Source organism: Nocardiopsis sp. JB363, assembly GCF_900143625.1.
Lineage (GTDB): Bacteria > Actinomycetota > Actinomycetes > Streptosporangiales > Streptosporangiaceae > Nocardiopsis.
This window is the reverse complement of the sequence record NZ_FRFF01000021.1, coordinates 1-18,826: the sequence shown is the minus strand read 5'-3', so window position 1 is coordinate 18,826 and position 18,826 is coordinate 1. Positions and strand designations below refer to the sequence as shown.

Sequence of the window (18,826 nt, the reverse complement as noted above, 5' to 3'; positions counted from 1 at the left end):
GTCAGCGGTCGAGTGAGCCGATGAAGCGTGAGGACTCGTCCTCGGTCATGCCGGTCTCCTTCGCGACCATCAGGACGGCGTCGGCGACACGGTCCTGAGCCAACAGCTCGCGGGTCCGGTCGGCGAGGCTCTGACCGTCCGCGGGCCCGGCCGGGCTCCAACGGCCCGCTTCGATGTCCTCGGCGAGTTTCTTGGCCTCGACCAGTCCCATACCGGTGTGTTCGCGGACGACCTTGATCGCGTGGATCCTGCGGCCGTCCCGGATGTGTCCAAGGGCCTCCTCGTATCCCGGCCGGTCGAGCTCCCGGCGGAAGGGCGTGGGGTCGGGAACGCGGAAACGGTCGAAGAACCCGGCCATGGGTAGCCCTTTCGAGGGTTGGGGAACCGGGGTGTTCGCCCCGATGGAGCAGTGTACGCCCGGCCGGCGACCGAGCCGCGTGCGGACGCGAAGGGGCCGCCCCCCCCGGTGGGGAGGACGGCCCCGAAGAGGCGGCCGGGGTCAGCCTCGATCGATGGTGATGACCGGGGAGGTCCAGTCCTCCCAGTGATCCTCGTTGTCCGGGTCGCCGAGCGCCTTCAGGGCCCGGACCTCCAGGCGGTAGTCACCGTCGCGCACGTCGGTGACCCGGCCGTGCGAGTCCGTCACGGTGCCGTCCCAGGCGTAGGCGAAGAACGCCGTGGGGGTCGCGCTGCGGTTGACATGGTCGACCGACAGGGCGATGTTGCGGTCCGGGTGGACCGGGCGGCCGGTGCGCTCGTCGACCACGGTCATCTCCAGCTCGGTGACGTGGTGGTCGAAGTGGGCGATCACGTACGGCACGTCCGGCAGACCGTCCGCCCAGTCCAGGGTGTAGGCGGCGCCGTCGGGCTGGTTCTCGTACCCGCCGCCGTTGCCGGCGCAGTCCAGGCCGAAGAACGCCTCGCACTCCGTGATCTTGGTCAGCCACGGAAGCTCGTGCGTCTGGCCATCGCCGTCGGTGATCGGGGTCATGGCGTCGATCGCCTGGTAGTCGCCGTTGTAGGCGGCGTACGGGACCCGGTGCGCATCGGCTTCGCCCTCGTCGTCGACCTCGGTGACCTTGACGTACCCGCCGTAGATCATCTGCTCGAAGTCGTCGGAGGGCGGGGTGACGGTCACGTCGACGGAGACCGAACCGCCGGCCGGCACGGTTACCGCGTCCTCGCTGAAGACGGCCTCGGCGTAGGCGTCGTTGAACTCCGGCGTGAACGTGTCGCCGTGGGTGCCCAGTGCGGGCTCGTGCTCGATCTCGTAGGTGGCCTCGGCGTCACCGTCGTTGGTGATGGTGACGGCCTCGGTCACCGGGCCCTCGGTGGCGCCCAGGCTGAGCTTGCCGGGTGTCAGCGCGGTGGTGGCCCGCACGGCCCCGGGCAGGTCGAGCATGCCGGAGCCCTGACGGTGGACGTTGTCGAGTGCTCCCATGTCCGGGTCGCCCCACCACATGGTCGGGTCCGCGGAGCTTTGCATCACGTCGCGTACGTCGTGGGCGTCCAGGTCCGGACGGGACTCCAGGAGCAACGCGACGCCGCCCGCGACGTGCGGGGACGACATCGAGGTGCCGCTGACGGTGGCGTAGCCGCCCTTGGCCATCGGGTAGGTGGAGTTGATCAGACCGCCCGGGGCGCCGATGTCCGGCTTCAGGGACAGGTCGGCCCCCAGACCGTAGGAGCTGAAGCTGCTGATCAGCCCGCCGGTCGGGTTGGGAATGGTGGTCTCCTCGCCGGTCCAGGTGAGGGTGACGCTCTCACCGGCCTCCAGGAGCTCCAGGATGTGCGCGCCGGACTCGTCGGAGACACCGACGGAGAAGGCGCCACGGTCGACGATGCCCCCGCCCGCGAACATGCCGGGCAGGTTGTTGTAGACCACCACACCGGTGGCGCCCGCGTCGACGGCGGCGTCGTACTTCTCGGTGAAGGTGCACTCGCCGCGGATCATCAGCGCGGTCTTGCCCTCGGGGTCGCCTTCGAGTTCGTCGCCCGCGGCCAGGCAGCCCCGACCGATGTTCACGATCTCGTCGGTCTCCCCGGACGTCGGTGGAGACGGGGCCTCGTCCATCTCCATGTAGGCGACGGTCTCACCGCTCTGGGTGACCTCGGCGGCGGTCGCGCGGATGTGGGTGTTGTCGTAGGCGGCCACACCGATGACGTGCTCGCCCAGGCCGGGCGCGCCCGCGGAGTACAGGCCGGTGGCGCCCTCGTTGCCGATGGAGGCGACCACGACCATGCCCTCGTCGACCAGGTGGTCGGAGGCGACGGCGGTCGGGTACTGGGGCCAGGAGTGCGAGGAACCGATGCTCATGTTGAGCACGTCCATGTCGTCGGCCAGGGCCTGCTCCATGGCGGCGATCATGATGTCGGAGGTGGTGGAACCGGTGCAGCCGAACACCTTGTAGGCACCGAACTCGACGTCGGGCGCCACGCCGGTGACCTGGCCCTGGGCGCCGACGATGCCGGCGACGTGGGTGCCGTGCCCGTTGCAGTCCTGTGGGTCGTCGTCGGGGACCGGTTCGGCGTTGTCGGGGTCGCCGGCGTTGAAGTCGTCGCCGACGAAGTCGTGCCCGGCCACCACGCGCTCGGACGGGAACCCGCCGGGACCGCCCAGGTCGGGGTGGGTGTAGTCGACACCGGTGTCCATGATGGCCACGCGCAGACCCTCACCGGTCAGGCCGAGCTCGCTCTGAGCGACGTCGGCGCCGGTCATGCCCAGCGCGGTGTCCATCTCGGGTTCGGAGTCGGCGGTCTCGGGGATCTCGTGTCGCATGACCGGGTGAATGGCGGCCACACCGGGAATCTCCCGGGCCGTTCCGATCTGGTCGTCCTCCATCTCCACGGAGACGCCGTTCCACAACTCGGTGAAGGAGTGGCGTTCGGTGAATTCGAGGCCGTGTTCCTCGGCCTCGGCGTGGAATTCGGCGTGTTCGTCCTCGACGTGGGCGGAGGCGGTGCCCCCGGTGGTGGGCGGGCTCTCCAGTTCGATGAACCACAGGTCCTGGACCTGGTGGGTGAGCTCGCCGTTCCCGGAGGTGGGAGCGGGGTGCAGGGGTGCGAGTCCCTGTTCCTCGTCCGCGCTCGCGGGTGTGACCGCCACCAGGCCGGCGATGAGTGTCAACCCGGCCAGTGGGGCCAGGCGTGATCGGTGGGGTGCCACCTTGTCAACACATCCCTTCTCGTGCGCGCCTCAGGACAGTGGGGGAATGAGCGTTCCACCGGGCATGGAGCGCACACACGGGGGATACGCCGGTAAGTGTCCGTATTCGGATGATCGGCGCGCATGGCAACGAGATCATTGCTGTGTGCGATGTGGGGTGTCAATGTTCATTGAGACTCAATATGGCCACATGGTGTGACGAAGTACCGCAGGTTTCCCCTGGGGGCACAGTGGTTTATAAAACGGACGCAAGGTGCATTTCTTCTCAATATCCGTGGAAGCGGTTGGCCTGAATTCCCGGACCAGAACGTGACCGTTTCACGAAAGCAGCCGCCTGTAACGAAGGACACGCAGGTCGGAGCGGGTACACCCGCCCGAGTCGGGTTCGAACCACCGCGCAGTAGAGTTGGACACGTCGTGCCGTCCCACCCGGGGCGGCATGTACCGGTATCGATCGAGCGAAGTCCGGCAGGCGGCCACATCCGGCCGCCGGATCCGGCGCTGTCCCGCAACTGTGAAGCCCCGCCGAGCGCGGGGACGAGCCAGGTCGCCTCGCCGATGTCGACGTCCCCTGTCCTCGTGGGAAGGACCGGCCGTCCCGATCTGGGCCGTGCTCCTCCCCGCACGCACTCGAAGGAGCACCGTGCGGATCGCCCGCCAGCTTCCCGTCGCCCTCTTGGGCGCCACCCTCGCCCTCACCGCCTGCGGCACCGACGGCTCCGAACCGGAGAACGCGGAGGAGACCACCGAGACCGCGTCCGCGGAATGCGGAGTCCCCGAGCCCGCCGACCGCGCCGAGATCGGTGACGGAACCTTCCCGGTCACCGTCGAAGACACCGTCGGCGAGGTCACCCTGGAGGAGGCGCCCGAGCGCGTCGTCTCGCTCTCGCCCAGCACCACCGAGTCGCTCTTCGCCATCGACGCCGGTGACCAGGTCGAGGCGGTCGACGAGTACTCCTACTACCCCGAAGAGGCCCCCACCACGGACCTCAGCGGCTACACCCCCAGCGTCGAGGCCATCAGCGAGTACGACCCCGACCTGGTCATCCTCCCCGAAAGCGCCATCGACAGCGCCGAGCAGCTCGACGCCGTGGACATTCCCACGCTCGTGCTGGGCGACGCCGCCGACCTGGAGGGCGTCTACGCCCAGATCCGTCTGCTCGGCGAGGTCACCGGCAAGACGGAAGAGGCCGACAGCGAGGCGGACCGGGTCGAGACCGAGTTCAACGCCGTCGTCGAGGAGACCTGCGGCGCGCTGGGCGACACCGAGCTCACCTTCTACCACGAGCTCGACGAGACCTTGTTCTCCGTCACCTCCACGACCTTCGTCGGGCAGGTCTACGACGCGTTCGGCCTGGTGAACATCGCCGATCAGGCGGACGACTCCGAGAGCGGCGGCTACCCGCAGCTGTCCACCGAATTCGTGGTGGAGGAGAACCCGGACCTGATCTTCCTGTCCTATGGAGACGAGTCCACCGTCGAGGGCACGGCCGAACGCCCTGCCTTCGACACCGTCACCGCCGTCCAGGACGACGCGGTGCACCTGCTCGACGAGGACACCTCCTCCCGCTGGGGCCCGCGCGTGGTCGACTTCGCCGAAGCGGTCGGCGAAGCCGTCCAGCAGAGCGCGGGCGAGTAGAAGAAAGGCGGGAGTAGAGCGGTGAAGGGCTTCGGGATCCCGTTCGGGTGGCTGCTGGGCGGCGTCGTCGTGCTGTGCACGGCCGCGCTGTTCGGCATCTCGGCCGGTGCGGCCTCCCTGACGGCCGCCGACATCCTCCAGCACTTCCTCGGCCTCCTGCCGTTCGGTGGGGTGGAGTCACCCCTGACCGAACGGCAGGAGGCGCTGCTCATGGAGTTGCGCCTGCCCCGCGTGGTGATGGGCGCGATCGTCGGCGCCCTCCTGGCCACCGCGGGCGGCGCCTACCAGGGTGTCTTCCGCAACCCGCTGGCCGACCCCTTCCTGCTCGGCGCGGCCGCCGGCGCCGGACTGGGCGCCACGATGGTCATGGTGTTCGGTACCGACCTCACCACCGACCCTCGGGCGCTGGTCCCCGTGGCGGCTTTCGTCGGAGCGCTCCTGGGGGTGGCCGCCGCGTACGCGCTCGGCTCCACCGCCGGGGGAGGGGGCACCGCCGCCCTGGTGCTCGCCGGAGTGGCCGTCTCCTCCTTCCTGTCCGCGGCACAGACCCTCGTCCAGCAGATGGGCGTGGACCAACTCCAACGCATCTACGCGTGGCTGCTCGGCGGACTGGGCCGGGGAGGCTGGGACGACGTGCGACTCATCGCCCCCTACGCCGTGGTGGGCCTGGCCGTACTTCTGCTGTCCGGGTACCTGCTGGACATGCTGGCGTTGGGCGATGACAAGGCCGTCAGCCTCGGTCTCAACCCGGCCGCCGTGCGGTTGGTCGTCATCGCCGCCGCGTCCCTGGCCACCGCCGCCGCCGTATCAGTGAGCGGCCTCATCGGGTTCGTCGGCATCGTCGTGCCGCACATCGTGCGTCGCCTGGTCGGCTCCAACTACCGGGCGATCCTGCCGGTCACCGTGCTGGCCGGCGGTTCCTTCCTCGTCACCGTCGACATCGTGGCGCGCACCATCGTCGCCCCCGCGGAACTGCCCATCGGTGTGGTCACCGCGTTCCTCGGCGCGCCGTTCTTCGTCCTCATCCTGCGCACCACACGCCATCGCGGCACCTGAACCCCGTCCGGTGGTGGCCGGCGGGGCCGTGTGTGATGCGAACGCGACGAACACTCTGGGAGACTGGTCCACGCTATGGACATCACCTTGCTCGTAAGCATCATCGTCGTCGTCGCCCTCCTGGTGGTCGGCGGGTTCTTCCTGGTCAGGACCCGAAGCTCGGTCGCGCCGGGCAAGGAGGAGACCAAGCCGGAGGTCACCGAGACCCCCAAAGCACCCGCCCCGGAGGATCGAGAACGGGACGAGGGGACGGTACGCACGCCCCCCGCCCACGCTCCACCGGCGGAGAAGGAGGCCGAGCCCGAGGCTCCGGCCGCCCCCGCCGAACCCGAGATCGAGACCCCGCCCCCGTCGGCGGGACGCATGGTCCGCCTGCGGGCTCGTCTGGCCCGCTCCCAGAGCTCCCTCGGCCAAGGGCTCCTCAGCCTGCTCTCCGCCAAGAACCTCGACGAGGACACCTGGGAGGAGATCGAGGACACGCTGATCACCGCCGACATCGGTGTGACTTCGGCCACCCAGATCGTGGAGAACCTGCGTACCCGGGTCAAGGTGCTCGGCACCCGTGACACCGAGGAGGTGCGGACCCTGCTCCGCAACGAGCTCCTCGAACAGCTCGGCGCCGACACCGACCGCACCGTGCGCACCGCGCCGCACGGCGAACGCCCGGCCGTGGTCCTGGTCGTGGGCGTCAACGGCACCGGAAAGACCACCACCACCGGCAAGCTCGCCCGTGCCCTGGTCGGCGACGGACGCAGCGTGGTCCTGGGTGCCGCCGACACCTTCCGCGCGGCCGCCAGCGAACAACTCCAGACCTGGGGTTCCCGCGTGGGCGCCCCGGTCGTGCGCAAGGAAGAGGGCGCCGACCCCGCCAGTGTCGCTTTCGACGCGGTCGCCCGCGGTGTGGAGGACGGGGCCGACGCCGTCATCATCGACACCGCAGGACGCCTGCACACCAAGACCGGTCTCATGGACGAGCTCGGCAAGGTCAAGCGTGTGGTGGAGAAGAAGTCCCAGGTCGACGAGGTCCTCCTCGTCCTGGACGCGACCACCGGACAGAACGGTCTGCGCCAAGCGCGGGTGTTCGCCGAGGTCGTGAACGTCACCGGCATCGCCCTGACCAAACTCGACGGCACCGCCAAGGGCGGCATCATCGTCCAGGTCCAGCGCGAGCTGGGCGTCCCGGTCAAGCTCGTCGGACTGGGGGAGGGCCCCGACGACCTGGCGCCCTTCGACCCCGAGGTCTTCGTGGACGCGATCCTGGGCTGACGCCCGCGACCCCCACGAACCCACGGAGAGAGGCCGGCGCACCTACGGGTGCGCCGGCCTCTCTCCGTTCCGCTTCACGTAGCCGTAACACCGCCTCCCGGCCTTTTACGTTCGCGCAACACGTGGAGTCCCACCGGGAAACACCGGAGGTGGACGGTGGTCGCCGTGGTGATCCGAGACGGGCCCGAAGACGCGCTCGCCGACCGGCGCCCTCATCGAAAGATGATCCCCCGTCCGTCCCATGGAGGCGACGAAATGATCGACACCGGCAACACCGCGTGGCTCCTGATGAGCGCCGCACTGGTGATGCTCATGACCCCGGGCCTGGCGTTCTTCTACGGAGGCATGTCACGGGCCAAGAGCGTCCTCAACATGATGCTCATGAGCTTCAGCAGTATCGCGATCGTCAGCGTCCTGTGGGTGCTCATCGGGCACTCGCTCACCTACGCCCCCGGCCACGGCGCCTTCGATATGTTCATCGGCGGCTTCGACTACGTGGGCCTGAGCGCCATCATGACCGAGGTCGAACCCGCCGCCGACGGTGAGGGCGGTTACCCCTTGCTCGTCGACGCCGGCTTCCAGCTGATGTTCGCGGTCATCACCGTGGCCCTGATCAGCGGGGCCATCGCCGACCGTGCCAAGTTCGGCGCCTGGCTGCTCTTCGCCCCGGTGTGGGCGCTCCTGGTCTACTTCCCCGTCGCCCACTGGGTCTGGGGCGGCGGGTGGATCGCGAGCATGCACGAGTGGACCGGGCTGCCCGAGGTCATCGACTTCGCCGGTGGAACCGCCGTCCACATCAACGCCGGCGTCGCGGCGCTCGCCCTGGTCCTGGTCCTGGGCCGCCGCAAGGGCTTCGGCTCGTCGTCGACGCGCCCGCACAACCTGCCCTTCGTCCTGTTGGGCGTCGCGCTCCTGTGGTTCGGTTGGTTCGGCTTCAACGGCGGATCCGCCTACGCCGCCAACGAGCAGGCCGCCCTGGCCCTGGTCAACACCCAGGTCGCCACCGCCGCCGCCACGGCGGCATGGATGCTCGTCGAGCGCATCCGCTACGGCAAGGTCAGCGCCCTGGGCTTCGCCTCCGGTGCCATCGCGGGGCTGGTCGCGATCACCCCGTCGGCCGCCAACCTCACTCCGGTCGGCGCGATCGTGGTCGGCGCGCTGTCCGGCGCCGTGTGCGCCTACGCCATCAGCCTCAAGTTCCGGTTCAAGTACGACGACGCCCTGGACGTGGTCGGCCTCCACCTGGTCGGCGGTGTCATCGGCTGCCTGGCCCTCGGCCTCTTCGCCTCCTCGGCGGTGCCCGGCGGCGGTGACGCCGGTCTGTTCACCGGTGGCGGCATCGGCCTCTTGGCCGCCCAGGCCATCTCGGTCCTGGGCGTCATGATCTACACCTTCGCCATCACCTGGGTCATCGCGAAGGTGATCGACCTCATCATCGGTTTCCGTCTCCCGGAGGAGGTCGAGACCAACGGCCTCGACCACGAGCTGCACGCCGAAGCGGCCTACGCCTTCGACGAGCTCGATGAGAGGGAGGAAGAAGCGGTCTCCTCGCCGACGCCTCCGGGCGGGGAGACGGCCTCACCGCGGGACGAGTCCAAGCCTCAACGTCGAGGTGGTGGCCTCGAACCGTTGACGCGGTGAGGTGGTCCAGGGGCCGACGGGCAGGTTCCGTCGGCCCCGTCCACGTGCGGAATTCGTGCGCGAAAGGGTTTTTCGGGCGCCTGTTCTCCCAGCTTGTCGGATATGTGTGCGTGATCATGAGGCATTGTTGGCAGTGACCCGTGTCTGGGTTCGGTACCCTTTCGAGGCGGTGTGACGGTCCCTTCCCGACACGACGGGACACCGACCGGGTACGCACCGACTCATCACGTGCCGGGGAGCTGCAGGCCGGGCCGTCAGGGCCCGAACCCTCCTCGATGACTCACTTTCAACGCCGATTCGTATCAGCACCCCTCAGCCGATGGGGGCAGGAGGCAAGATGGCGCCGGTTACTCGCAACAGGGGTCGCAGAGGCGGACGGTTCACGCTCGCCGCAGTGGGAACCATCGCTGCGCTGGGCCTGGCCGGATGCTCGCTCGGGGACGGTGACGAGGCGGAGGAACCCGCGACCGAGACCGCGGAACCCGTCGACGCGGCACCCTTGCTGGAGGAGGCCCTGCTCTCCCTGGCCGATTACCCGGCCGTGGTCGCGACCGGGCAGATCGCCGCAAGCGTCGGCTCCGACGTACAAGAGGCCGAACTCACCGTCGCCGACGGCGGGGCCACCCGCGGTTCCTTCCAGGTCAACGGGGCCGAGGCCGAGGTGCTCGCCGCGGACAGCAAGCTGTTCCTGCGTGCCGACGAGGAGTTCTGGCTGGACCGGAGCGTCTTCGGTCCCGACAGCGACGCCTTCGAGGGCAACTGGGTGCGTTCCTCGCCCGCGCACGCCGGCCTCAACCCCTCCAGCACGCTCGCACCGCCCTCGCTCGCCGAGACCCTCGGCGCGATGGAGCTGGAGAGCGACGAAGCGGTGGAGGAGGACCTCGACGGCACCCGTGCCTACCGGGTCGACCTCGCCGGTGAGCGCAACCAGCTCTGGATCGACGCCGAGACCAACCAGATCCTGCGCATCGCGATCGAGGAACTCGTCCCCGAGGGCGCCGAGAGCGGACCGCAGGTTCGGCTGGACCTGGCCGAGGCCGAGGAACCCGCGGTGGAGGAGCTCTACACCGGACTGACCACCGCCGTGGAGGAGGAACTCGGTTCCTCCCGTGATGCCCGGGTCGAGGCCGCCTGGGACGGCGAGGCCGGCATGGACTGTGACGAGGGGCCGAGCTGTACCTGGTCCGGCACCGTGCACGACGCCGGCGGCAACAGCAGCGGCACCGTTCTGGTGCGCATGGACGTCACCTTCGCCAACGAGGAGCTCGGCAACGAGGAGTGCTCGGAGTCCGGTGCGCTGGAGGCCGGCGGCACCCTGGACCTGTCCTGCGGGGTCGACTACGACGTCACCAGCTCCGATCCCGAGGAGTACAACATCGACGCCGACGCCGTCCTGTCCACCAGTGGGCTGACGTCCTCCCAGCAGGAGGAGATGCTCGCCGCCGTCACCGAGCAGCGTGAGGCCACCCTTTCCGGTGGCGAGGACGCTGGTGAAGAGGGCGCCGAGGAAGGCGCCGAGGAAGGCGCCGAAGAGGGCGAAGAGGGTCAGTAGCCCTCGACGTCTCCCGGGAACCGGGGCGGGGGCCTTCGGTTCCCGCCCCTCCCCGTGTCCGGCTGCCGAGCCCGCCCGTACAGCGCTCCAGGTGACGGCGTGCGGGTAGGCTAGGAGACCACTCCCGAGACGAAGGACTGGCTGAACTCGTGTTCGAGACGCTTTCCGACCGGCTGACATCGGTCTTCTCCTCGCTGCGCGGCAAGGGGCGCCTCTCCGAAGAGGACATCAACGCGACCGCGCGCGAGATCCGTCTCGCGCTGCTCGAAGCGGACGTCGCACTACCCGTGGTCCGCGAGTTCATCGCGCGGATCAAGGAGCGCGCCCGCGGCGAAGAGGTCTCCAAGGCCCTGAACCCCGCCCAACAGGTCATCAAGATCGTCAACGAGGAACTCGTCGAGATCCTCGGTGGCGAGACGCGGCAGGTCCGCTTCGCGAAGACGCCCCCCACCGTGATCATGCTCGCGGGTCTGCAGGGCGCCGGTAAGACCACCCTGGCGGGCAAGCTCGCCAAGTGGCTGTCGGACGACCGCAACACCCCGCTGCTGGTCGCCGCCGACCTCCAGCGCCCCAACGCCGTCACGCAGCTTCAGGTGGTCGGTGAGCGCGCGAGCACCCCGGTGTTCGCCCCCGAACCCGGCAACGGCGTCGGTGACCCGGTGCAGGTCGCCCGCGAGTCGATCGAGCACGCGCGGCGCAACAACCACAACGTCGTCGTCATCGACACCGCCGGCCGTCTCGGCGTGGACACCGAGATGATGCAGCAGGCCGCGGACATCCGTGACGCGGTCGAGCCCGACGAGATCATCTTCGTCGTCGACGCGATGATCGGTCAGGACGCGGTCAACACCGCGCAGGCCTTCCTCGACGGCGTCGGCTACGACGCGGTGGCGCTCACCAAGCTCGACGGTGACGCCCGCGGTGGCGCGGCCCTGTCCATCAGGCACCTCACCGGACGCCCGATCATGTTCGCGTCCACCGGTGAGAAGCTGGAGGACTTCGACCTCTTCCACCCGGACCGGATGGCTTCGCGCATCCTGGACATGGGCGATGTCCTCACCCTCATCGAACAGGCGCAACGCACGTTCGACGAGGCCGAGGTCGAGAAGATGGCCTCGACCATGGCCTCGGACGAGGACTTCACGCTTGACGACTTCCTCGAACAGATGAAGATGGTCCGCAAGCTCGGCCCCATCGGCAACCTGCTCGGGATGATGCCCGGCATGGGGCAGATGCGCGAGCAGATCGACAACATCGATGACAAGTCCCTGGACCGCATCCAGGCGATCATCCAGTCGATGACCCCGACCGAGCGCTCCAACCCCAAGATGATCAACGGGTCGCGCCGGCTGCGTATCGCCAACGGTTCGGGCACCCAGGTCGGAGACGTCAACGGCATGGTCACCCGCTTCTTCGAGGCGCAGAAGATGATGCGCAAGATGAAGAACGGCGGCGGCATGCCGGGGATGCCCGGGATGCCGGGGGGCGGCGGCAAGAAGGTCAAGAAGGGCAAGAAGCCGAAGAAGGGCAAGCAGCGCAGCGGCAACCCGATGAAGGCACGCCAGCAGGAGGCCGACCGCGCCGCCGAACGGCAGCGCCGGCAGGAGGAGGGCCCGCAGACACCGCAGCTGCCTCCGGGTCTGGGCGGTGGCGGCGGTGAACAGCCCAGCCTCCCGCCCGCCTTCGGCGGCTCGAACATGCCGGACCTGTCGAACTTCAAGTTCGGTAAGAACGACGACAAGTGAGCGACGCGGACGCGGCCGTTTCCCCGGGGGAGCGGCCGCGTCCGCGAATGTGATGGGACTCGTACCGGTGTCCTGGCCAAGGAACTCGCCGGCGTCTGGCACAATGAGGAGTCGACTAACGGTGGTGGGCCGGCCCTCTAACTAGCCTGCCACTCATGTCTTGCCTCGACGGGTTCCACAACCCCACGTGGTCCGCCGTCCGGCGCCTAACACCGTTAAACGGGAGAAGACCACTCCAGTGGCTGTCAAACTGAAGCTCAAGCGCTTGGGCAAGATCCGCGCGCCCCAGTACCGTGTCATCGTCGCCGACGCCCGCAACAAGCGTGACGGCAAGGCGATCGAGGAGATCGGTCACTACCACCCCAAGGAGCACCCGAGCTTCATCGAGCTCGACTCCGAGCGGGTCCAGTACTGGCTGTCCGTCGGCGCTCAGCCGTCCGACGCGGTGAAGGTCCTCCTGCGCAAGACCGGCGACTGGCAGAAGTTCAAGGGCCTGCAGCCCCCGGCTCCGCTCCAGGTCGCCGAGGCCAAGGACCCGGAGGCCCAGGAGGCCGCCTTCCAGGCCGCGCTGAAGGAGCTCGTGCTCCCCGGCCAGGAGAAGAAGACCAAGAAGGCCGAGAAGAAGGCGGACAAGGCGGCCGAGAAGCCCGCTGAGAACGCCGAGGCCGAGAAGAAGTCCGAGGGCGAGGCCTGATCGTGCTGGAAGAGGCGCTTGAGCACCTCGTGAAGGGGATCGTCGCGAACTCCGAGGACGTCCAGGTGAGAGCCAAGCGGCTCCGCAAGGGCAAGGTCCTGGAGGTCCGGGTCCACCCTGACGACCTGGGCAAGGTGATCGGCCGCAACGGCCGCACCGCCAAGGCGCTGCGTACCATCATCGGCGCGCTCGCCGGTGGTCGTTACGTGCGTGTGGACCTGTTGGACCTGCACGAAGTGCGCTGACGCGCCTCCCGGGGCACCGACCGCGAGGTCGGTGCCCCGCACCTGTGCCCGGGCACACCTCATGGGGTGCCCGGGCACGGTTTTCCCCGCAGGGCCTTCCGGGCCGCCACCGAGGCACCCGGTCGAGCTCCGGGCCGGTATCGATCGAAGGAAAAAGGACTCATGCGACTCGTGGTGGGCCGGATCGGCCGCGCGCACGGCATCCGCGGCGATGTGGCCGTCGAGGTGCGTACCGATGACCCCGACGCCCGGTTCGTGGAGGGCGCCGTCCTGAACACCGACCCCGAGTCGGTGGGACCGCTCACCATCGTCTCGATCCGTCGACACAGCGGGAAGCTGCTCATCCGTTTCAAGGGCATGGCCGACCGCGACACCGCCGAGACGCTGCGCGGTACCGCCCTCCTGGTGGACTCCGAGGACATCGCTCCCCTGGACGATCCGGACGAGTTCCACGACCACGAGCTCATCGGCATGACCGCGGTCACCACCGACGGCACGACCGTCGGCAGGGTCGACGACATCCTCCACTACGCCCAGGACGTTCTGGTGATCACCGCCGAGGCCGGCCACGAGGTCCTCATGCCGTTCGTCGCCGCGCTCGTCCCCGAGGTGGACGTGGCCGCGGGGCGGATCACGCTGGACCCGCCGCCCGGCCTGCTCGACCTCCAGACCAACGACTGAGCGGCCGAAACCCCCGGTCGCCGAGCGAACGAGACCGAGTACGCCGTGCGCATCGACATCATCAGCATCTTCCCCGACTACTTCGCCCCCTTGGACCTGTCCCTGATCGGCAAGGCGCGTACCGCGGGCCTTCTCGACGTGCGCGTCCACGACCTGCGTTCCTGGACCCACGACCGGCACAACACCGTCGACGACACCCCCTACGGGGGCGGTCCCGGCATGGTGATGAAGCCGGAACCGTGGGGAGAGGCGCTCGACGAGGTCGTCGCGGACCGTCCCGCCAGGCTGATCCTGCCCACCCCCAGCGGGCGGCCCTTCACCCAGGCCGACGCCGAGCGTCTGGCCGGTGAGGAGCACCTGGTGTTCGGCTGCGGCCGCTACGAGGGCATCGACTCCCGAGTGGCCGTGGACGCCGCCGGTCGGATGCCGATCGAGGAGATCAGCATCGGCGACTACGTCCTCAACGGGGGCGAGTCCGCGACACTGGTCATCGTGGAGGCCATCACCCGGCTGCTGCCCGGCGTACTCGGCAACCGCGAGTCCCACGTCCAGGACTCCTTCGCCTCGGGCGGCATGGAACACCTGGTGGAGGGGCCGGTGTACACCAAGCCGTCCGTCTGGCGCGATCAGGAGGTCCCGCCGGTACTGCTGTCCGGCAACCACGGCGCGGTGGACCGCTGGCGCCGTGACCAGGCGCTGCGCAAGACGGCGCGCAACCGTCCCGACCTGATCACCGCGACCCCCGAAGAGAGCCTCGACAAGCGTGACCGCGAGGTGCTCGCCGAGGACACGACTCAGACCTGAAACGGGGGCCGGAGGGGCCCGATCGGACGCGCCGGCACGGGTCCGCTCGACAGGATCGTCAAGGCCACACCCCGGATGGTTCGAGTGGCCGCATGGGATATGGCAAACTGGGAGGGTTCCCCCTCGGTGACCCCAAGGCATCCGCATGCCGGCGGTACGACGTCGGCCTCTGTGTCGGTCACCGGGTGGTTCCACAGTTCAGACCCAACAGGGCCTCGCCCGCGAACCCCCTCCTCGGAACAGCCGGGGGGCAGGACGCGGCGCGCTATCGATGAGGATTCGCGAGATGCACACCGCCATTCAGGAGCTTGAGAAGGCTCAGCTTCGTACCGACGTTCCGGAGTTCCGTCCGGGTGACACCCTCAACGTCCACGTTCGCGTGACGGAGGGTACCCGCACCCGTGTCCAGATCTTCAAGGGTGTCGTGATCCGCCGGCAGGGCTCGGGCAGCCGCGAGACCTTCACCGTCCGCAAGGTGAGCTACGGAGTGGGCGTGGAGCGTACCTTCCCGATCCACACCCCGGCCATCGAGAAGTACGAGGTCGCCGCCCGCGGTCGCGTGCGTCGCGCCAAGCTGTACTACCTGCGCGACCTGCGCGGCAAGGCCGCTCGTATCCGCGAGCGCCGCGAGCCCGTCACCAAGTAGTTCCGCGACTCGTCGCCACATCCGGCCGGAACCGTGCCGCCCAGGTGGGAGGCAGGATAGGCTTTCGGCCGATGGACGAAGACGAGAAGGGCCTCGGCGCGGACGGGGCCCAGGACGAGGATTCCGCCCGGCCCGGCCCGGAGGAGCACGGCTCCGCCACTGGCTCCCAGACCCACAATGGTCTGGGAGCCAGTGGTGTCTCCGAGGTCGAGGACGAAGAGTCGGACGAGAGGGCGCAATCAGCGATGAGCAAGTCCCAGAGCAGTGCCAAGAAGGGGTCGTTCTGGAAGGAACTGCCCATCCTGATCGTGATCGCGCTGGTGCTCGCCTTCGTGATCAGAACCTGGTTGATGCAGGCGTTCTTCATCCCCTCCACATCGATGGAGAACACCCTGCTCGTCGGAGACCGGGTCCTCGTCAACAAGGTCGTCTACCAGATCCGGGACATCGAGCGCGGCGAGGTCATCGTCTTCAACGGCGACGGGTCATGGGACGATCCGAACACCGTGGAGATCCCCGAGCCCACCAACCCGGTCAGCGGCGCGTTCACCTGGGTGCAGCAGCAGTTCGGCGCGGCGCCCACCGGCAAGGAGTACATCAAGCGGGTCATCGGCCTGCCGGGGGACACGGTGGAGTGCTGTGACGACCAGAACCGTCTACTGGTCAACGGCGAGCCCCTCGACGAGGAGGCCTACCTCTACCCGGACAGCGTCGAGAGCCACACCGAGTTCGGCCCCATCGAGGTCCCCGAGGACCACCTGTGGCTGATGGGCGACCACCGCGCCATCTCGCACGACTCGCGCGCCAACCAGAACAACCCCGGTGGTGGCGCCGTCCCGATCGACCACGTGGTGGGGCGGGCGTTCGTCATCATCTGGCCGTTCGACCAGGCCGGTGCGCTCAGTGTCCCGGAGAGCTTCGAGAAGTTCGAATCCGAGTAGGGGCGGACCCCACCGCCTCGGCGTTCGAGGACCTTCGGACAGGGCCGGGTGACCGAACAGTCGAAGGAATTCCGTTCGACGGGGCGCAAAAGCGCGTTCGGTGACGCATGATGGATCTGGGATCGTATCGGCGTTCTCCGAACGCGTGGCCCACAACCCCGACGGGAACAGGTCGGGTGGCGATGGTGTCCACGGTGGGAGAACCGGCACATCACGACCGGAGAGTGCTGACGAAAGCGAGCGAGCGGATGAGTTCAGAGGACCTGGAGAAGTACGAGGCCGAGATGGAGCTGCAGCTCTATAGGGAGTACCGCGACGTGGTCGGTCTCTTCGGCTATGTGGTGGAGACCGAGCGCCGCTTCTACCTCACCAACCACGTGGACCTACAGCCCCGCTCCACCGAGAACGGGGAGATGTACTTCGAGGTCGTGATGGAGGACGCCTGGGTCTGGGACATGTACCGGCCGGCCCGGTTCGTCCGCAACGTGCGCGTGGTGACGTTCAAGGACGTCAACGTCGAGGAGATCACCAAGCCCGACCTGGAGATGCCGCCGACCGATGGGCCCCCTCCCGCCGAGTGAGGCCGGAGTTGTCCACAGGCGGGAAATCGCCTCTGGCGCGCGACGTCGCGATCACCGACCGTGGTAACGGGAGGTGGTCGCTTTGCGACGACAATGGGCCGAGTACCGGCACACACTGGGCCGGAGCGGTGAGGAGCTCGCCGCCCGGTATCTGGAGCGGGCCGGGATGCGTGTCCTGGCCCGTAACTGGCGGGCTCCGAACGGTGCCGGGGAGATCGACATCGTGGCCCGGGACGGGCCCGTGCTGGTGGTCACCGAGGTCAAGACCCGCGGTTCCCTCCACCACGGTCACCCGTTGGAGGCCATCGACGAACGCAAACGTCGCCGGTTGCGGGCGTTGGGGCGCTCCTGGGCCCTGACACACCGCCGTCGACCCGGCCCACTCCGGGTCGACGGCGTGTGCGTCCTGTTCGACCGGGGCCGGGTGCTCCTGTCGCACGAACGGGGGCTGCGCTGATGACGCTCTCCCGTACCCACTGCGTCTCCCTGCTGGGCGTGCAGGGGCACATCGTCGAGGTGGAGGTCCATCTGGGCGGCGGCGACCCCGGGGTGACCCTGGTCGGCCTGCCCGACGCGGCGCTGCGCGAGGCCAGGGACCGCATCCGCGCCGCCGTGGCCAACAGTTCCGAGAACTGGCCCAGTGGCCAGATCACCATCAGCCTGTCCCCGGCGAGCCTGCCCAAGTCCGGCAGCCTGTTCGACCTGGCCATCGCCGGCGCGGTACTGGTCGCCGCCGGTGAGGTACCCCCGGACCGGCTCGACGGCACCGTGCTCATCGCCGAACTCGGTCTGGACGGACGTACCCGCCCGGTCCGCGGGGTCCTGCCCGCGGTGGTCGCCGCCGCCGGGCAGGGGTTCACCCGGTTCGTGGTGGCCGGCGGCAACGCCGCCGAGGCCCGACTGGTCCCCGACGTGGAGGTGACCGCCGTCGCCGACCTGGCCGGGGTGTGCTCCTGGTTACGCGGCGAGCGGTCGGATCCGCCCGACGAACCGGTGGAGACCGGGACCGACGTCGAGGACCACGGACCGGACCTGGCCGACGTGCTGGGTCAGCCGGTGGCCCGCCGTGCGGTGGAGATCGCCGCCGCGGGCGGACACAACCTGATGATGCTCGGGCCTCCGGGGACGGGGAAGAGCCTCTTGGCCGAACGGCTGCCCACGGTGCTGCCCCCGCTCGACCAGAACGAGGCCCTGGAGGCCACCGCCATCCACTCGGTGGCGGGCCTGCTCCCGCCCGGAGCCCCGCTGGTCACCCGAGCACCCTTCGCGGCACCGCACCACACCTCCAGCAGAGCCGCCATCATCGGTGGCGGTAACGGCAACCCCGGACCGGGCTGGGTGTCCAAGGCACATCGGGGCATCCTGTTCGTGGACGAGGCGCCACAGTTCGGCCGCGGGGTGTTGGACTCCCTGCGCGAACCCCTCGAACGCGGCGAGGTGGTCATCGCCCGGGCCTCCGCCACCGTCGCCTTCCCCGCCCGATTCCAGTTGGTCATGGCCGCCAACCCCTGCCCCTGCGCGAAACCGGGCAACCTGTGCACCTGCCCGGCGGGCGAGCGCAGGAGGTACTTCTCCCGGATCTCCGGGCCCCTGTTGGATCGGGTCGACCTGAAGGTGGAGCTCCAACCGGTGGCCCGCGCCGAACTGCTGGCCGACCGGAGTTTCGCGGAGTCCTCCGAGGTGGTGGCCGAACGGGTCGCCTCGGCCCGGGAGCGGGCCCGCGTCCGGCTGGCCGACACCCCGTGGAACACCAACGCGGCGATCCCCGGCGCCCGGCTGCGCCGTGACTTCCCGGTGGCCCCCACCGCCCTGCGGGTGTTGGGCCTGGCCATGGACCGCGGGCAGATCAGTGCCCGGGGTGTCGATCGTGCCCTCAGGGTCGCCTGGACCCTCGCCGACCTGGCCGGTCGCGACCGGCCAGGCGAGGAGGAGACCGCCTACGCGTACGCGCTCTGGGCCGGCCACGCCTGGTGAGCCACCGGAACGTGCGGGCCGTGGCGGCGAAAGCTGGCGGACACGATGTGAACCGCGTGCGGGGTGCGGTTCGGGGCGCGCTTCCACGCGGAGAGCCAGGCCGATGCGTGCCCGGTCCCGGCCGGTGCTGTCGGAACATCGGGCGTTGGTCGGGTAGCGCGCGAAGGTGTGCAGAGGGGGCGGGCTGGGTGAGCG

General features: G+C 69.1%; 17 protein-coding genes. 15 read left to right on the top strand and 2 right to left on the bottom strand.

The window, feature by feature from the left end; translation table 11 throughout:
- Window position 1 precedes the first annotated feature (1 nt).
- Both BQ8420_RS04470 and BQ8420_RS04465 read right to left on the bottom strand, forming a co-directional pair.
- Window positions 2–358 carry a ribosomal protein L7/L12 gene (locus BQ8420_RS04470; protein ID WP_087096538.1) on the bottom strand — a complete coding sequence of 119 codons (357 nt, stop codon included), beginning with the start codon at window positions 356–358 and terminating at the stop codon, window positions 2–4.
- Window positions 359–499: 141 nt separating this feature from the next.
- Window positions 500–3,166, bottom strand: coding sequence for a S8 family serine peptidase (locus tag BQ8420_RS04465; RefSeq protein WP_087096537.1), 2,667 nt, complete (start codon window positions 3,164–3,166; stop codon window positions 500–502).
- 643 nt (window positions 3,167–3,809) lie between these two features.
- Here BQ8420_RS04465 and BQ8420_RS04460 point away from each other — a divergent pair.
- From BQ8420_RS04460 to BQ8420_RS04390, 15 genes are all read left to right on the top strand, one after another.
- Complete coding sequence (locus BQ8420_RS04460; protein WP_087096536.1) at window positions 3,810–4,805, top strand: ABC transporter substrate-binding protein; 996 nt, start codon at window positions 3,810–3,812, stop codon at window positions 4,803–4,805.
- Between the two features lie 21 nt (window positions 4,806–4,826).
- Window positions 4,827–5,861, top strand: coding sequence for an iron ABC transporter permease (locus BQ8420_RS04455; protein ID WP_087096535.1), 1,035 nt, complete (start codon window positions 4,827–4,829; stop codon window positions 5,859–5,861).
- 75 nt (window positions 5,862–5,936) lie between these two features.
- Window positions 5,937–7,127 (top strand): signal recognition particle-docking protein FtsY, encoded by a 1,191-nt coding sequence (ftsY, locus tag BQ8420_RS04450; RefSeq protein ID WP_087096534.1) that lies wholly within the window; start codon window positions 5,937–5,939, stop codon window positions 7,125–7,127.
- Between the two features lie 255 nt (window positions 7,128–7,382).
- The gene (locus tag BQ8420_RS04445; protein ID WP_087096533.1) at window positions 7,383–8,768 is read left to right on the top strand and encodes an ammonium transporter; all 1,386 of its coding nucleotides are present in this window, start codon (window positions 7,383–7,385) and stop codon (window positions 8,766–8,768) included.
- 337 nt (window positions 8,769–9,105) lie between these two features.
- Window positions 9,106–10,320, top strand: a complete 1,215-nt coding sequence (locus BQ8420_RS04440) for a hypothetical protein (RefSeq protein WP_087096532.1) — start codon at window positions 9,106–9,108, stop codon at window positions 10,318–10,320.
- Window positions 10,321–10,469: 149 nt separating this feature from the next.
- Window positions 10,470–12,065 carry a signal recognition particle protein gene (ffh, locus tag BQ8420_RS04435; RefSeq protein WP_087096531.1) on the top strand — a complete coding sequence of 532 codons (1,596 nt, stop codon included), beginning with the start codon at window positions 10,470–10,472 and terminating at the stop codon, window positions 12,063–12,065.
- Window positions 12,066–12,303: 238 nt separating this feature from the next.
- Complete coding sequence (rpsP, locus tag BQ8420_RS04430) at window positions 12,304–12,759, top strand: 30S ribosomal protein S16 (RefSeq protein WP_087096530.1); 456 nt, start codon at window positions 12,304–12,306, stop codon at window positions 12,757–12,759.
- A 2-nt stretch (window positions 12,760–12,761) separates the two neighbouring features.
- Complete coding sequence (locus BQ8420_RS04425; RefSeq protein ID WP_067601808.1) at window positions 12,762–13,004, top strand: RNA-binding protein; 243 nt, start codon at window positions 12,762–12,764, stop codon at window positions 13,002–13,004.
- A 162-nt stretch (window positions 13,005–13,166) separates the two neighbouring features.
- A complete protein-coding gene (gene rimM / locus BQ8420_RS04420; RefSeq protein ID WP_087096529.1) occupies window positions 13,167–13,685 on the top strand; it encodes a ribosome maturation factor RimM in 519 nt (172 codons plus the stop codon).
- Window positions 13,686–13,730: 45 nt separating this feature from the next.
- Window positions 13,731–14,489 carry a tRNA (guanosine(37)-N1)-methyltransferase TrmD gene (gene trmD / locus BQ8420_RS04415; protein ID WP_087096528.1) on the top strand — a complete coding sequence of 253 codons (759 nt, stop codon included), beginning with the start codon at window positions 13,731–13,733 and terminating at the stop codon, window positions 14,487–14,489.
- 286 nt (window positions 14,490–14,775) lie between these two features.
- The gene (rplS, locus tag BQ8420_RS04410; RefSeq protein WP_087096527.1) at window positions 14,776–15,135 is read left to right on the top strand and encodes a 50S ribosomal protein L19; all 360 of its coding nucleotides are present in this window, start codon (window positions 14,776–14,778) and stop codon (window positions 15,133–15,135) included.
- A 71-nt stretch (window positions 15,136–15,206) separates the two neighbouring features.
- Entirely contained in the window at window positions 15,207–16,076 is an 870-nt protein-coding gene (gene lepB / locus BQ8420_RS04405; protein WP_087096526.1) for a signal peptidase I, read from the top strand.
- A gap of 248 nt (window positions 16,077–16,324) precedes the next feature.
- Window positions 16,325–16,657 (top strand): DUF2469 domain-containing protein, encoded by a 333-nt coding sequence (locus BQ8420_RS04400; RefSeq protein WP_087096525.1) that lies wholly within the window; start codon window positions 16,325–16,327, stop codon window positions 16,655–16,657.
- Between the two features lie 82 nt (window positions 16,658–16,739).
- On the top strand, window positions 16,740–17,114 hold the full coding sequence (locus BQ8420_RS04395; protein ID WP_087096524.1) for a YraN family protein: 375 nt from the start codon (window positions 16,740–16,742) through the stop codon (window positions 17,112–17,114).
- Window positions 17,114–18,631 (top strand): YifB family Mg chelatase-like AAA ATPase, encoded by a 1,518-nt coding sequence (locus BQ8420_RS04390; RefSeq protein ID WP_087096523.1) that lies wholly within the window; start codon window positions 17,114–17,116, stop codon window positions 18,629–18,631. The genes BQ8420_RS04395 and BQ8420_RS04390 overlap by 1 nt, the downstream gene beginning before the upstream one ends.
- Window positions 18,632–18,826 lie beyond the last annotated feature (195 nt).